The organism is Ensifer sp. LC384 (assembly GCF_001695865.1).
Taxonomy (GTDB): domain Bacteria; phylum Pseudomonadota; class Alphaproteobacteria; order Rhizobiales; family Rhizobiaceae; genus Ensifer.
This window is the reverse complement of record NZ_MBST01000008.1, coordinates 63,163-77,320: the sequence shown is the minus strand read 5'-3', so window position 1 is coordinate 77,320 and position 14,158 is coordinate 63,163. Positions and strand designations below refer to the sequence as shown.

The window sequence follows — 14,158 nt, the reverse complement described above, 5'->3', positions numbered from 1 at the left end:
GTTTTGCCCAGGGTTTCCAACCGGGATTGGCGAAGGAGGCCGAGGTATGGCCGCCATTAGCAACGAGCGCACCAGGCGACGGCAGCGAAGCTGCCAGCGCCCGTTCGGGTGCGGCTTGACCGGTTAAAAAGGGTCGCCTGCCAAGAGGTTCATCTTGAGCAGCAGCCTGAAGGAGGCAACCGGCACCGACCACCCCCGGCAAGCCGCTCCACTTGCTAGAGGGCGCGCACCCGAAGCGACCTACCACTCCCCGCCCTCTGTTCCTTGCCATTAATGGCTGAGACATGCATTAAAGTCTGAGACGCAAAGCAGCCGCCAAGGACCGCTGTGCGGCGCAAGCAGACATTGCAAGATGCGCAGCAGGCGGCATGCTCCGGTTGCCTCTCCGTCAGGCAGGCCCACACACTTCAGGAGAAATCATGTTTGACCACGTCAAATTCGGAGTCAGCGACTATGCAGCGAGCAAAGCGTTCTTCCTCAAGGCACTCGAACCGCTCGGCGTAGCCGTTGTCGCGGAGGGGCCGCCGACGTACGGTGTCGAGCTTAGCCCAAAGGGTAAGGCTTCATTGTGCCTTTACCAGACCGAGGAGAAGCCAGCGCATCTTCACTTGGCGTTCACGGCCGAGAATCGCCAGCAAGTCGAAGCTTTCTATCGCGCGGCTCTGGAGGCGGGTGCTAAAGACAATGGCGCTCCTGGTCTGCGCCCGCACTACCACGCAAACTACTATGCAGCTTTCGTCATTGGTCCGGACGGGCACAACATCGAAGTGGTTTGCCACGAATCCGGGGCCTAACCGTTCCATCGAGGGGGCGAGCGGTGCCCGGGGACCCGAAAAGGGAGATATCTCACCAACCTCACAACTGCGACAGCCGCGATCACCGCCGCGATGAACATCAGCTGTCCGATTTCCATACCGACCTTGAAGAAAAGCAAGGCGAACGGGATGTCACTTTCTGGAAGCTCGAGATCCGCCAAAGCACCAGACCAGACCAATGCGCCATTGCGCGAATGCGACGAATGTGAGTGGCGAGAGCACAGCGGACGCGATGCGGTGTAACGACGAGATTTCGGATGGCGGAGAATATCGTTCTGAAACGTTGCCATCCGCCGGCCGATCGGAAACCCTGCATCTGGTGCTCTCGTTTTCGCCGTCGCAGGTGGGAATTCTCTGCTCGATTGTTCAAGCCCTTGTGGGACCGGTGCTCGACCGTTGGCATGAGGTGACGTTTGGCCGCACTGTAGGAGCGGAGTTTGTCGGTGATGATCCGCTTGGGCGGCAGGCCCTGTTTCTTCAGCAACCTGCTAGCCGTAAAGGTAGTCCGGCAGCCAGAGCGTGATGCCGGGCCACAGATACATGATGAGCATGCAGAGGATGACGATCAGCATGTAGGGCATCATGCCGGCGAATATCTGGTTGAGCGTCACGTTCGGTGGCGAGACGCCTTTGAGATAATAGGCCGACATTGCCACCGGCGGCGAAAGGAACGCCGCCTGCAGATTGACGAAGACGAGCACGCCCCAGAGTATCGGATCGATATCGAAGTGCCTTAGCATTGGCAGGAAGATCGGCACGAAGATGATGATGATCTCGGTCCATTCCAGCGGCCAACCGAGAATGAAGATGATCGCCTGCGACAGGATCATGAACTGCAGGGGCGTAAGATTAAGCGCCAGCACCCACTGCTCGATCAACGCCTGGCCGCCGAGAAGCGCGAAAACGCCGGAGAAGAGCGCCGAGCCGACGAAGAGCCAGCACACCATTGCCGTCGTCTTCGCGGTCAGGAACACCGCTTCCTTGGTGCGCTTCCAGTTGAGTGTTCGCGCCTGGAAGGCCAGCAGGAAAGCGCCGGCCGCACCGACCGCGGCGGATTCGGTTGCCGTCGTGATCCCGAACAGGATGACGGCGAGTACGACGACGGTAAGAATGCCGAGCGGCATCACGGAAGAGATCAGAAGCTTCACGACCTGAAGCCGATCGGCGCTCATGTTGCGGTAGTAGCGGGCGAGCACCGCCGCAGCAATCACGGCAATGACGGCGAACGAGACGTAGAAACCGGTCGCAGGCCCGTTTACCGCCGCTGGTCCAGCATCGGCCGCTGAGGCGCCGAGCTGCTCCAGTCCTTCCGGCGTTTCCATCTCCGCCGATGCCTGCGGGTGGATGACGACATACCACCACGCGAGAGCCAGGGTGACCGCCGTCAGCGAGAAAGGCACCAGCGCAGCGCAGGCATTCTTGACCAGCTTCCAATAGGTCAGCCGCCCCTCGCCCGTCTCGAGCGCCATCGCCCGCGACGGCGAGAACAGCGCGACAAGCAGCCCGGCTGGCATGTTGCGCGAATAGAGCGCCTCGAAGCTCCTCATCCAGTCGGGCACCGGAACTCTTGTCTGTTCCTCGGGCAAGGCGGGCGCGATTTTCGGATTGATCATCGCCCAGCCGAGAATGTAGGCGAGATAGAGGAGCGCGAGGAAAAAGCCGGGGAACATCGCGGCGGCATAGAGCTTGACGACCGACTGCCCCGCGACCGCCGCGTAGACGATGATCATCACCGATGGCGGGATCAGAATGCCCAGCGTGCCGCCGGCGGTGATGACGCCCGACGCGAGTTTCACGTCGTAGCCGGCGCGCAGCATCGGGTTCATCGCGATGACGCCCATCAGCACCACCACGGCACCAACGAGGCCGCTGGCAATACCCCAGAAGGTGCAGACGATCAGCGTCGCAACGGCAAGCGACGCCGGCAGCCGCCGGAAGGAAAGCTGGATGCTGTAGAACATCTTGTCGACCAGCGCACCGCGCTCCATCACGTAGCCCATCAGAACGAAAAGCGGGATGGAGATCAGCACGTCGTTGGTCATCGCCCCATAGGTGCGCTGAACCATCAGGTCGAAGACCCGATTGTCGATCCAGTGCTCGGCCGGATTGTAGAAAGCGTAAAAGCCGAAGAGCATGCCCAGCCCCATCAACGTGAACGCTGTCGGGAACCCCATCATGATGACGATCACGATGAGGATCAGCATCGTCAGTCCGAGGAACGGATCGCTCACGTCTCGATGTCTCCCCTCAGGCCTCGTTGCCGCGCCGCCCTGTCAATATCCTGGGCGCGCTCGATCGCAGCTTCGCGCGTCTCCGCGTCTATGTGCTCGCTGTGCGCAAGCTGCTCGGCGACGACGTCGATCTCCTCGACATCCTTGAGCCGGCTCGGCCATTCTCCAGTCCTGAGACAGACGATGCAGCGCGTGATCTCGGCGAGCCCCTGAAGCATCACGAGGGCACCTGCTATCGGAATGACCGTCTTGAAATAGTAGATCGGCGGTCCCTCCGCCGTCACGGTCGAATGCTCGCCGATCCGCCAGGATAGCGCCGCATAGTCGTAACCGGCATAGATCAGGGCAGCGACACCGGGCAGGAAGAAGAGGATATAGAGGGCCAGATCGAGCGTCGCCTGTATGCGAGGGCGGAGCGAGCTGTAGAGAAAGTCGCCGCGCACATGGGCATTTTGCGCCAGCGCATAGGCCCCGGCGAGCATGAACAGGGTGCCGTAGAACATGTTGCTGGCGTCATATATCCACGCCGTCGGCATGTTCATGATGTAGCGCTTGAACACTTCGATGCAGACGAGCGTCATCAGCCCGATGATCAACCACGCCGCGGCCTTGCCAACCCAGACGCTGATCGCATCGACCCTGATGAGAAACTGCTGAACGTCCACGGGTGCCTCCAGATAGCCTTAGCTTGGTCAGAAGCATCACCGTTGCCCGGTGATGGCGTCAGAAATCCTTCGCCGCCCCGTCCTTTCCGAAGTAGTGCTCGAAGGCCATTCGGCGGTTGACGACGGTGTCCTGTTCCCATCGCGTTACCCGCCCCGCAAAGGCTATTTGGGACTGGATGACTTCCTTGAACAGCGGGTTTTCCGCCGCCTTCTTCTTCACGACCTCGTCGTAGGCCTCCAGTTGCGTCTTGAGGATCGCTTCCGGCGTCCTGTAGAACCTGACCTTGTCGGTGGTCTGCATTTCCACATAGTCTTTTGAATAGCGGTCCATCGCTTTCCAGTGCATGTCCTGCGAAGCCGCCTCGGCCGCATTGGTGATGATTGCCCTCATCTGCTCCGGCAGCCCATCAAACTTCGCCTTGTTGAACAGGATCTCGAACTGCTCGGCATTCTGGTGATAGCTTTGCAGCATGCAAATCTTGGAGACATCAGGGAAACCGAGGACCCGGTCGGACGACGCGTTGTTGAACTCAGCCGCGTCAACCAGGCCACGGTCCAACGCCGAGACGATTTCGCCACCCGGCAGCGCGGTAACCGCGGCACCGAGCGCGGTGAAGACATCGATCGAGATGCCGACGGTGCGGAATTTCAATCCCTGGAGATCCTCGGCCTTGGCTATGGGTTTCTTGAACCAGCCAAGCGGCTGTGTCGGCATCGGCCCGTAAAGGAACGACACGACACTGGCGCCGATAGAGTCATAGAGCTTCGCCAGCAGCTCCTTGCCGCCGCCGTATTTGTGCCAGGCGAGCAGCATGTTCGCGTCCATCGCGAAGCCGGGACCAGAGCCCCACAGCGCTAGCGCCGTCTGTTTTCCATAGTGGTAAACGACCACGCCGTGCCCCCCGTCGAGCGTCCCCTGCGACACCGCGTCGAGCAGGCCGAAGGCGGGCACGACTGCGCCCGCCGGCAGCACCTCGATTTTCAGGTCGCCGCCGGTCATGTCGTTGACCTTCTTGGCGAAATCGAGCGCGAATTCGTGAAATATGTCCTTGGAGGGCCATGTGCTCTGCCAACGCATGTTGACAGGCCCCTGGGCTTTGATGACGCTTGGTGACGCGATCATCGCTGCACCGGCCAAGGCGGCACCGCTTAAGAATTTGCGGCGCGACGTGCTTCCCCTGATCTGCGATTTGCGTTTCATCTCTTCCTCCCGAAAGCATGGGCCTCCCCGCCTTGCGAGCGGGAGGAGAAAAGGACAATGCGATTTTCTGCTCGTATTCCGCTCGTAATCTAGTGTTGTAGCTCCAAATTATACTCCTCGATGAGCTCCAACTCCAACACCGTGTGGACGCACTCATTCCGGCACGACCAGTTCCAGAAGCGGCCGTCCGGCCTCGTTAGAACGACCCAGCGGCAACCTGGTGAAAGCTGGTTAGACCCCTTGCGAATTGGGCGTGTCGCCGAAGGCTCCGGCGCTCTCAAGGGCGATCCGGGACGATGTTTGGCCGAGATGGCAGAACCAGCGATAGGCAAGGTTGAGGTGGACTTCCTCGCAAAGTCGCCGTTCTGACCGGATGCCCATGCAATAGCCGCGCCCATTGACTGCGGGAACAATACTGCGCTTTAACGGTTATATTAGTGCACGCGCAAAAGCGATCCAGATGATGATCCGTCGGGATCGTGTGCAAGGATGGCCTCCGCCAAGGAGGTCATCCTTTTCGTTGCGCGTCCTGACGACGCTCGAAGGAGCCCTCCATGAGCACGATTGATCCCACGCTCACCTGAAAATGGAACTTCTGCGGAAAACCCAGCCGGTAGTAGGACCTTGGTCCGACATGGACCGGCAAAGGTCGTAGGTGCGTTGTCGAATCTCACGCCCCATGCATACTCGGGCTGGCAAAGCGCCTACGGAACAACGGCCCGCCCCGCCGCCGTAAGCGCGAGTGGTCCCAGAGCGAAGCCCCCCAGGCCCCATACCGCACCGCTCTGGGACCCGCCTACCGTTGCAACTGACCTCTTTCCATACGCTGGAGGCCGTTTCTTTTCAGACCTTCCCTATGATGACGAACACGATCCGCCGGATCGCTTCGGCAAAACTCACCTCGAGCGCCATGGCGGGAATGCCTGCGACCCCGAGCGCGCCGATACCCATCCGTTTCCATCGTTTCACGTCATCGGCGACCGGCTTCATCTCCGCCACGTCAGCAACAATTGTGGCCGTGGACGTTTCGAAATGACCGACGCGACCGACAAGCTCATCCATATGGCGATGCACTGCAACGCGACTTTCGGCCGCCTTGTCTTTCGCTCGGTCAGCGCGCCCTCCGCTTCGGCGCATTCAGTCTTGCAGTGCCCGCATCCTCGCCGCCTGTTCGCCAAGCTGGCGATGGACAGCCGCCTCTGTCTCTGTGGACGCCATGCCGCCCTGCCCCATGCCTCGCGCCTTCCGTGTCCGTCAGGACGCCGCTACAGCGCCGCGCGTCTATTTAGACGCGCAAAGGTCGCTGTAACACTTTGAGTTGCTGCATAATTTTGTCCTTCACTCGATTCCGATTTAAGGAATTATGCAGTAGCCAATGGCCCAGATGCCAGCGACGTCCCGATAGGCCTTCGTCCTCGGGGCCTTCCCACCGCCTGACGAACGCCAGGCCCGCCGCGTTGATGCGTCGGTTCATGTTCATGTTGCTACTTTCATTTTGGTGGAGGACAATCTTCCCAGCCGACAGATTGGGGAGCGGGTGATGGATTTCGAAAAGGTGGGGCGAAGCCGAATGATGATGCGGCTGCCACGACACCGGAAACAGATTTCCGATGCCCACTTCCTTGCGATCAACGACTTGCTGAAGGCCTACGGCCGTGCCGCTATGAAGCGCGACGAGTTACGCGAGCAACTGATGCCAGTCCCCAAGACCATGCAAGAGTATGAAGATCTCTGCCAGAAACTGGAGGACGACATTATCAAGATGCTGGCTAGTGTGAGCCCGCGAATGGTTCGCTGACATCCACTTTATTCCCAGTAGATTCTCAGTAGCGAAAAGGTGCGGCCAGTTTGCAACCTTCACTTAACGAGTGAACGGCATGCTCTCGTTGGTTGCCGTCGCCTCCCTGACCCCGCCGGCAACTCGGAACCGCAATCCAACTCTCCGGATTGCGGTTTTTCCCGTGACGGAGCAGCAGATGGGCTATGATTGGAATGGCGCCCGCTGGCGCCGGATGACGGCGGCGAGATTTGGGACCGCCGTGGCTTTGGCGAGTCTACTGGTCGCGGTCGCGACCCAGGTGGTGACCAGGGCGCTGTAGAGATCGCGCGGATGATGTCGCTGGTTGAGCCGCTCGTCACATGCAGGGCGACATCGGAAAACTTCCGGCCGATGCGGGAAGGAAACGCCGGCAATACGCCGGTCGTTGCCGGATAGACGGTGCCGATCTTGATCGTGCGAGCCGCCTTGCCGGCGACCGAGCGCGCCACCTGGCCGACAGCGCAGGCTTCGGGAACGGTCAAGCCACCAAGCTTGCAATCCGCCCTGCGGATCCGAGCGCGAGCGTCCACCCGAGCATGCCGTGTCCCGCGTTGATGTAGACGCCGTGGATTTTCTGTGACTTGACGATGAGGGGCCGGGAGGATGGTGTCATCGGGCGCTCGCCCGACCAGCGCCACTCCCACTCCGCCTGCCCGAAGCAGCCGGGTAGTACGGCATTGGCCGCCCCCCGCAGGATGGCGAAACGGTCGGAGGTGAAGCCGGAGCCGGCCTTCTCGATGTCGGCGAGGCCCGCGACGCGGAACCGTTCGCCGATCGCCGCAAAGGCGAGTTTGCGCTTCACATCCGTCAGGCTGACGCGGGGAGCTCCCTCCCGCCACGGCACGGTCAGGGAATAGCCGGCGACAGGCTGAATCCCCCGCGCTTCCGGGAGGGCGGCGGCAAGGGTGCGGATCAACGGTCCGGCCGTGACGACGGCGGCGTCGACCGGCAGCGGATCACAATCTGCAAACCGGACGGCCAAGAGCCGCCCCCCGCGCTGCTCGAATCCAGCAACCCTTCTGCCGAAGCATGGCGAAACGCCATACTTTTTGACCATGGCGGCCGTCAGTTGACGGCAGAACGCCGCCGCATCACCGAGCGCATCATCGGGCGTATAGACGGCACCCGCGATCTCGCCTTGATAGGCTTTCAGGGCCGGCTCCACTGCCTCGGCTTCCGATCGCGACAGCATGCGCTGGTCGAGACCGAGCCGCTTTTTGCGTTCGACGATCGGCCGCGCCGCAGAAAGGCTCGCCGTGTCCGGATAGAGATGCAGCTTGCCGGCAACGCGGTAGTCGAAGGCGATATCCACCTCCGCCAGAAGCAACGCCATTTCCCTTCGGGATTCATCGGCGAGTTTCAGAATATCCTTCGTATTGCTCCACCATCGCCATGACGGCGTGTTGGCGAGAAACCGCAGGCCCCATAGCAGGAAGTCCGGATCGAGCCGCAGGCGGACGCGAAACGCGGGATCGCGGTTGGTCAGGATGCCCGGCAGATGTTTCAGCAAGGCGGGCGAGGCCATGGCATCGCCGTAGGCCCAGGAGAGTTGCGCCGCATTGCCGGCGCTCGCGCCCTTTCCCGGCTCTGGTTCCGCATCGATCAGCGTGACGCGATGTCCGGCCCGCGCCAGAAAATAGGCCGACGCGACGCCGACGACCCCTGCCCCGATAATGCCGATATGCATTGCCTCAGCCCTCCGCATCGCCGATGAGCGCCGTCAACTCGATCTCCACCGGCACGCCCCGCGGTAGCGAACCGACGCCGACGGCGATACGCGCATGCGGCCAGCACCGGGGAAAGATCTCACGCAGCAATTCCGACGCGCCATCGACCACCGCACCGTGCTGTGTGAAGTCCGCGGTTGCGGCCACGTAGCCCGCAAGTCGAACGAAGCCCGCTACCCGATCCAGCCCGCCGGCGATGCGCTCCAGTTGCGCGAGCGCGTTGAGTAGAGCCCACCGGGCGCATTCGCGGCCTTCCTCGAGAGACACCCTGCCCCCCAGATGACCCGTCATGAGCGCAGTCTTGTCTTTCAAGGGCACCTGCCCGGAGACCGTCACGGTATTGCCGGTCCTAATTGCACCGACGAAGGCACCGGGCGGCGCGGAAGCATCCGGCAAGGCAAGTCCCAGCGCCGCAAGGCGGGCGCGCACCGAACAAGGCCCGTCCGGTTGATCCCTTCGCGATGCGCCGTCGGCGCTCCGTTCCACGAAGATGCGGAAGATCGCCCGGTCGAAATCGCTCAGGCGATATTCCGGGTGCCATTGAATGCCGAGGCAGAAACCGGGCGTATCCCCCTCGAATGCCTCGATGACCCCATCCGGGGCGCGGGCGACGACGCGAAAGCGACCGGTGCCCGTCAGGGCATGACGGTGCATGACGATCGGCAGCGCCTTGGGGTTCTGCGGCACCTGATAGAAGGCGTAGAGATGATCGCCATGGAAACTCTGCCCCTCGGCGCTCGGCTTGTTGTTATCGTAGGTGCCGGGGGTGTTCATCACCGTTCCGCCGACCGCGAAACTGCCCTGGTCCTGGATAACCAGAGGCTCTGGTTTCCCCTTTTGATCGGCTACGGCGCCTGTAGCGGCAAACATCGCCGTTGCAACTAACAATGACGTAGCGGACCGATTCCGTGGGCTCAAGGCATCCATCCCTTCTCAACTTTTTCGACTGTTGAGAGGATAGATCCAGTTGCATCCTATGATTAGGCATCAAAATCGGCATGGGTCTTTAAGTGCACCTAAATAATTGATCGCGACAGAGGTGAAGTTCTCCGCTCGTCACGCGCCCTTCGAGTATCACGCTCGACGAAGAGCCTCCAGTGCGGCCCGATGAAGTTTTTCGTTCGCCGCCATCAGCACGGTGTCGTATCGCGGAACATTCGCGAGCGGTCGTCCGTTCCAATCGGTCACGATGCCTCCCGCCGCCTGTATGATGGGCATCTGCGGGAGGATGTCGTAGTCGAAAACGTTGCTTTCGACGAGGAGATCGATGCCGCCCAGCGCGAGGAGGCCGGCGGCGTAGCAGTCGTGCGAGAACCGGGTGAAGCAGACCTTTGCAGCCAGAGGGGAGAACCGGTCATGGCGAGTAGGGTCGAACTGTTCGAGCGCCGATGTGTAGAGGATCGCTTCGCCGAGCACGGTCTTGCCGCTGGTGCGGATCGGCACGTCGTTGAGGGTCGCGACGGCGCCTGTGCCGAGCCAGCGTTCGCCCGTGATCGGCTGATTGATCAGGCCGAGCACCGGTTCGCCGTGGTGGAGGAGCGCGATCTGCGTGCCGAAGGCAAATGAGCCGGAGACGAACGATTTCGTGCCGTCAATGGGATCGAGCACCCAGATCCAGTCGGCATCCGTCCGGCAGACGCCGAACTCCTCGCCCCTGATGCCGTGATCGGGGAAGTGGGCCTCGATCATTTGCCGCATCGCTGCTTCCGCATCGCGGTCGGCGATCGTGACCGGACTGGCGTCGGCCTTGGCGTCGATGGCAAGGCGCTGGCGGAAATACGGACGGATCACATCGGCAGCGGCATCCGCCATGGCGTGGGCGAGCGCGAGAAAGGCCGGCGGGCAGGTTTGTGCAGGCGTCATGCTTGGTTCCTTTCGGCTTCGGTCGCAATCTCGCGCAACATGGTTCTGACGGTCTCGACCTGCCTTTGGGCGGCGGCGGCCTCCTGCCGCAGCCGCGCTGTCAGGTTGCCGGGCCCGATATCGGTGAAGCTCGCCGGGCGGGCGGGAATGAACGGGTCCGGCCCATCCGAAGGCAACCGCAGGGCGGGCGCGAAATACCCTTCTTCCTCTTCCAGCCCGAAGGCCAGAACCTGCGGCCGGTCTTCGCCCAAGAGCAGCAATTCCACGAACATCGCCGCCATCGGCAGATGCCCTTCGCCGGACAGGCAGGCAAGATGGGCCCAGCCGCCGCGATCCGGCTGGACGAGGCAATCCTTTACGTGCACCTCGGTAATATGCGGCGCCTGCGCCGCCAGCGCCGGCAGCGGCAATTCGTAGGCGTTGATCATGTTGCCGAAATCGAACAGCAGGCCGAGGCGCGGATTGGCGACGGTTTGCAGGATGTGAATCAGTTCTTCCGATTTCAGATCCTCGTGCTGTTCCAGCGTGTAGCGCAGCCGACCCTCGGGATCGAGGGCCTCAAGGCGGCGCAGGTCCGCGATGGTTCGGTCGATGATCTGGGAAACATGTCCCTCGTAGCGCGGATAGCAGCGAAGCGAGGTTGCGCCGGTGGCAAGCGCGATGCGCACGGCGTCCGAAACCCCGGTGGCTTCCGTCGTGCTGGTCTCGACGTGCAGCTCCAGCCCCAGTTGTCCCGCCGCCTCACCGAAGGCGCGCAGGGCGTCGTCGGACATCCGGGCGAGGCTGGCCTGTTCGCCGTCCTCCACATGGATCTTGACGCCGGAGAGTTGCTGCGCCTCGGCGAATTCGGCGAGATGCAACGGCGTCATGCCGCCGAAACGCATGTTGAGATGAAAGGCATAGGCATGGGCAAACAGTGGCGCGCTCCGCGCCCGCGTGGCAAGCCGGGCGCGGCTTGTCGCGGGAAGGGCTGTTATTTTTGCCCGCCAGTCCATTTGGGGCATGGCATTCCATGGCATATCCGTCACGATGCCGGCTCCTCCGCAAGCGATCGAGGTGGTTGAAGGTTTTTCGTCAGGCGGCCAGAACCAGTAGGTCACGGTCCGACACGCTGACCTCGACCGGCGTGCCGACCGCGGGCGGCGGCCTGTTGGGCTGGTTGAAGGTATCGAGCGAAACGAGCTGGCCGGCGACCGTCACGCGGATGCGGATCACCGAGCCTAAGAAGTGCACCTCGGCGATATGGCCGGCGAGCACGACATTGCCGTGCTCCCTGCGTCCCAACGCCACCGTTTCCGGCCGCAGCGCCAGGCTGATGCGGTCGCCCACCCGGCCGGGCAGCGTCCGGTTCAGCGCCACCGGCACGTCGCCGAGCCGGATGTGGCCGGCGGCGGCATCCATGAGGTCAGCGTCAAGAAGGTTCAGCGTGCCAACGAACTGTGCCACGAAGCGCGTTGCCGGCCGGTTGTAGATCTCGAACGGCGTGCCGACCTGATCGGCCACCCCCTGATGCATGACCACCACGCGATCCGACATCGACAGCGCCTCCTCCTGATCGTGCGTCACGAAGATGGTGGTGATGCCGAGATCGCGCTGGATGCGGCGGATCTCCTCGCGCAGGCTGATCCGGATTTTTGCGTCGAGCGCCGAGAGCGGCTCGTCGAGCAGCAGCACCTGCGGGCGCACCGCAAGCGCACGGGCCAGCGCCACGCGCTGCTGCTGGCCGCCGGAAAGCTGGAAGGGATAACGACTACCGAGTTGCGGCAGGCCGATCAGCTCCAGCATCTCGGCGACGCGTTTGCCGGTCTCGGCCTTGCCCTCGCCCGCCACCCGCAGGCCGAAGCCGATATTCTGCTCGACCGTCAGGTTGGGAAAGAGCGCATAGGCTTGGAACACCATGCCGATCTTGCGCCGGTTTGCGGGTGCGGCGGTAACGTCCTGTCCGTCGATGCGGATCGCGCCTGACGTCGGCGTCTCGAAGCCCGCCACCATGCGCAGCACCGTCGTCTTGCCGCAGCCCGAGGGACCGAGGAAGGAGACGAACTCGCCCTTTTCGATGCCGAGATTGAAATCCTTGACGACGCGCATCGCGCCGAAGGACTTTTCCAGATGATGGATGTCGAGAAAGGCCATGGTCAGCGCCTCACGGTGGAGAATTTGGAAAAGCGGGTGAAAAGCTGGATCAGCCCCATGCAGGCCCAGGTGATGGCGAAAGCGACGACGGCGAGCGCCGAGGGCTCGTAGGCCCGGTTGCCGCCCATCCAGACCATGTAGGGACCGAAGGAATTGACGTTCAGCAGCGCGGCGAAGACATATTCGCCGATGACGATCGCGAAGGTCAGGAACGCGCCGGAGAGCACCGAGACGAAGACGTTCGGCAGGATGACAACGGCGAGGATGCGCGCCCAGCCGGCCCCGAGCGACTGTGCCGCCTCGGTGAGGCTGGCGATGTCGATGGTGCGCAGGCCCGTATCCACCGAACGGTACATGTAGGGCAGCGAAAGCGTTGCATAGCCGAACAGGAGCAGGATGTTCGTGCCCCACCAGCTTCCGGTCAGCGGCAGCACCGAGGAGGTGTTGTAGATGCGGATATAGCCAAAGACGATGACGATCGGCGGGATGACCAGCGGCAGCAGTGTGATGAATTCCACGATAGGGCGCAGGCCGGGAAAGCGCAGCCGCACGAAATAGGCCGTCGGCACGACGATCAGGATGCCGAGCACGATGGTGAGCAGCGCCAGCCCAACCGAATAGCCGAAGGTCTGCTGGAACTGCGCGTCGGTCAGCACGATGCGGTAGGCCTCGAAACTGTAGCCGTCGCGCTGCATGCGCAGCGAGAAATCGACCATGCCGGCGAGCGGCAGCAGGAAATAGAGCCCGCCGAGCACAACGGCGAGCCAGGACCAGAGGCGTTTTCCTGTCATTTGACCCACCGTTCTGCGCGCATGCGCAGGAGGATGTAGATGCCGTTGGCGATGGCGGTGAGCACGATCATCGCAAAGGCGATGGCGTAACCGAGATGCGGATCGTTGAGCACGTCGCCGCGGATTTGCGCGAAAAGCACGATGGGGGCGATGGAGAGCGAGGAGCCGGTGAGCGCGATGGCCGTAGCGACAGCGCCGAAGGCATTGGCGAACAAGAGCGCCAGCGTGCCGAGCAGCGATGGCCACAGCACCGGCAGCGCCACCATGCGCCAATATTGCAGGCCGCTCGCGCCGAGGCTTTCGGCCGCCTCGCGCCATTCGCGCCTGAGGCCATCGAGCGCCGGTGTGATGATCAGCACCATCAGCGGGATCTGGAAATAGAGATAGGTGAGCGCCAGGCCGAGAAACGAGACGATGTTGAAGCCGGAACCGTAGAGATTGATGCCGAACCAGTGGCGCAAAAGCATCGTCACGAAGCCGAGGCGGCCGAGCGTGGCGATGAAGGCGAAGGCGAGCGGCACGCCGGCGAAATTGGAGGCGACGCCGGAAAAGGTGAGGATGGCGTTGCGCAGCGGGCGCGGCAGGCCGCCGAGCGTGATGGCGGCGGCGATGAGGAAGCCGAAGAGACAGCCGAGCACCGCCGTCAGCAGGCTGAGTTCGATGGAGATCCAGAAGGCCGACCGGATGGAGGGCGAAAGAAGCTTGCCGAGGTTTTCCAGCGTCGCCTCACCCGCCGCATTGCGGAAGGCGCCAACGACGATGTTGAGCGTTGGCAGGATGAGGAACAGAAGGGCGAAGAGGAAGAAAGGGGCGACCCCGAACCAGCTGAGAACCTGCCGCGGCCGCAAGGCGGACGGCAGGGATGCGGCGCTTGTCGTCATCGGATTGTTCCCTGAAGGCGCTGCGGCCGGAG

At 62.4% G+C, this 14,158-nt stretch carries 14 protein-coding genes and 2 pseudogenes; 2 read left to right on the top strand and 14 right to left on the bottom strand.

The features are described from left to right. Positions 1-419: 419 nt before the first annotated feature. Positions 420-794, top strand: coding sequence for a VOC family protein (locus BC363_RS09220; protein ID WP_065782017.1), 375 nt, complete (start codon positions 420-422; stop codon positions 792-794). On the opposite strand, the gene BC363_RS36315 is transcribed toward BC363_RS09220, so the two are convergent. The 7 genes and pseudogenes from BC363_RS36315 to BC363_RS35870 form a co-directional block, all read right to left on the bottom strand. Continuing rightward, positions 791-1,105 carry a HupE/UreJ family protein gene (locus BC363_RS36315; RefSeq protein ID WP_141690263.1) on the bottom strand — a complete coding sequence of 105 codons (315 nt, stop codon included), beginning with the start codon at positions 1,103-1,105 and terminating at the stop codon, positions 791-793. The two genes, BC363_RS09220 and BC363_RS36315, sit on opposite strands and share 4 nt — an antisense overlap. Then, positions 991-1,302: pseudogene (locus BC363_RS33375) on the bottom strand (DDE-type integrase/transposase/recombinase); the annotation flags it as partial. The gene BC363_RS36315 and the pseudogene BC363_RS33375, both read right to left, overlap by 115 nt. Before the next feature lies 1 nt (position 1,303). Beyond that, a complete protein-coding gene (locus tag BC363_RS09210) occupies positions 1,304-3,046 on the bottom strand; it encodes a TRAP transporter large permease subunit (protein ID WP_065782021.1) in 1,743 nt (580 codons plus the stop codon). Next, positions 3,043-3,711 carry a TRAP transporter small permease subunit gene (locus BC363_RS09205; RefSeq protein WP_065782023.1) on the bottom strand — a complete coding sequence of 223 codons (669 nt, stop codon included), beginning with the start codon at positions 3,709-3,711 and terminating at the stop codon, positions 3,043-3,045. The genes BC363_RS09210 and BC363_RS09205 overlap by 4 nt, the downstream gene beginning before the upstream one ends. Positions 3,712-3,769: 58 nt before the next feature. Continuing rightward, positions 3,770-4,912 carry a TRAP transporter substrate-binding protein gene (locus BC363_RS09200; RefSeq protein ID WP_065782025.1) on the bottom strand — a complete coding sequence of 381 codons (1,143 nt, stop codon included), beginning with the start codon at positions 4,910-4,912 and terminating at the stop codon, positions 3,770-3,772. Positions 4,913-5,215: 303 nt separating this feature from the next. Next, positions 5,216-5,302 (bottom strand): annotated as a pseudogene (locus tag BC363_RS33370) (transposase); the annotation flags it as partial. Positions 5,303-5,755: 453 nt separating this feature from the next. After that, on the bottom strand, positions 5,756-6,049 hold the full coding sequence (locus BC363_RS35870) for a DUF1515 family protein (RefSeq protein WP_280137927.1): 294 nt from the start codon (positions 6,047-6,049) through the stop codon (positions 5,756-5,758). 403 nt (positions 6,050-6,452) lie between these two features. Between BC363_RS35870 and BC363_RS09190 the strand changes: the two genes are divergently transcribed. Beyond that, positions 6,453-6,710 carry a hypothetical protein gene (locus BC363_RS09190; RefSeq protein WP_065782027.1) on the top strand — a complete coding sequence of 86 codons (258 nt, stop codon included), beginning with the start codon at positions 6,453-6,455 and terminating at the stop codon, positions 6,708-6,710. 499 nt (positions 6,711-7,209) lie between these two features. Here BC363_RS09190 and BC363_RS09180 read toward each other — a convergent pair whose 3' ends face one another. From BC363_RS09180 to BC363_RS09150, 7 genes are all read right to left on the bottom strand, one after another. Next, positions 7,210-8,418 carry an FAD-dependent oxidoreductase gene (locus tag BC363_RS09180; protein WP_065782029.1) on the bottom strand — a complete coding sequence of 403 codons (1,209 nt, stop codon included), beginning with the start codon at positions 8,416-8,418 and terminating at the stop codon, positions 7,210-7,212. 4 nt (positions 8,419-8,422) lie between these two features. Next, on the bottom strand, positions 8,423-9,346 hold the full coding sequence (locus BC363_RS33360; RefSeq protein ID WP_244519830.1) for an Atu1372/SO_1960 family protein: 924 nt from the start codon (positions 9,344-9,346) through the stop codon (positions 8,423-8,425). A 186-nt stretch (positions 9,347-9,532) separates the two neighbouring features. Then, positions 9,533-10,321, bottom strand: coding sequence for an inositol monophosphatase family protein (locus tag BC363_RS09170; protein ID WP_065782030.1), 789 nt, complete (start codon positions 10,319-10,321; stop codon positions 9,533-9,535). Further along, positions 10,318-11,340 (bottom strand): TIM barrel protein, encoded by a 1,023-nt coding sequence (locus BC363_RS09165; RefSeq protein ID WP_083223439.1) that lies wholly within the window; start codon positions 11,338-11,340, stop codon positions 10,318-10,320. The genes BC363_RS09170 and BC363_RS09165 overlap by 4 nt, the downstream gene beginning before the upstream one ends. Before the next feature lie 55 nt (positions 11,341-11,395). After that, the gene (locus tag BC363_RS09160; protein WP_065782032.1) at positions 11,396-12,454 is read right to left on the bottom strand and encodes an ABC transporter ATP-binding protein; all 1,059 of its coding nucleotides are present in this window, start codon (positions 12,452-12,454) and stop codon (positions 11,396-11,398) included. Positions 12,455-12,456: 2 nt separating this feature from the next. Beyond that, positions 12,457-13,245 carry an ABC transporter permease gene (locus BC363_RS09155; RefSeq protein WP_065782033.1) on the bottom strand — a complete coding sequence of 263 codons (789 nt, stop codon included), beginning with the start codon at positions 13,243-13,245 and terminating at the stop codon, positions 12,457-12,459. Then, on the bottom strand, positions 13,242-14,126 hold the full coding sequence (locus BC363_RS09150) for an ABC transporter permease subunit (protein WP_065782035.1): 885 nt from the start codon (positions 14,124-14,126) through the stop codon (positions 13,242-13,244). Before BC363_RS09150 ends, BC363_RS09155 begins: the two co-directional genes overlap by 4 nt. Between the last annotated feature and the right edge of the window lie 32 nt (positions 14,127-14,158).

Bases quoted from the DNA above. Each gene is read 5' to 3' on its own strand.
- BC363_RS09220 (WP_065782017.1), top strand. From the start codon at position 420: ATGTTTGACCACGTCAAATTCGGAGTCAGCGACTATGCAGCGAGCAAA.
- BC363_RS36315 (WP_141690263.1), bottom strand. From the start codon at position 1,105: ATGGCAACGTTTCAGAACGATATTCTCCGCCATCCGAAATCTCGTCGT.
- BC363_RS09200 (WP_065782025.1), bottom strand. From the start codon at position 4,912: ATGAAACGCAAATCGCAGATCAGGGGAAGCACGTCGCGCCGCAAATTC.
- BC363_RS35870 (WP_280137927.1), bottom strand. From the start codon at position 6,049: ATGCGCCGAAGCGGAGGGCGCGCTGACCGAGCGAAAGACAAGGCGGCC.
- BC363_RS09190 (WP_065782027.1), top strand. From the start codon at position 6,453: ATGGATTTCGAAAAGGTGGGGCGAAGCCGAATGATGATGCGGCTGCCA.
- BC363_RS09180 (WP_065782029.1), bottom strand. From the start codon at position 8,418: ATGCATATCGGCATTATCGGGGCAGGGGTCGTCGGCGTCGCGTCGGCC.
- BC363_RS09170 (WP_065782030.1), bottom strand. From the start codon at position 10,321: ATGACGCCTGCACAAACCTGCCCGCCGGCCTTTCTCGCGCTCGCCCAC.
- BC363_RS09165 (WP_083223439.1), bottom strand. From the start codon at position 11,340: ATGCCATGGAATGCCATGCCCCAAATGGACTGGCGGGCAAAAATAACA.
- BC363_RS09160 (WP_065782032.1), bottom strand. From the start codon at position 12,454: ATGGCCTTTCTCGACATCCATCATCTGGAAAAGTCCTTCGGCGCGATG.
- BC363_RS09155 (WP_065782033.1), bottom strand. From the start codon at position 13,245: ATGACAGGAAAACGCCTCTGGTCCTGGCTCGCCGTTGTGCTCGGCGGG.
- BC363_RS09150 (WP_065782035.1), bottom strand. From the start codon at position 14,126: ATGACGACAAGCGCCGCATCCCTGCCGTCCGCCTTGCGGCCGCGGCAG.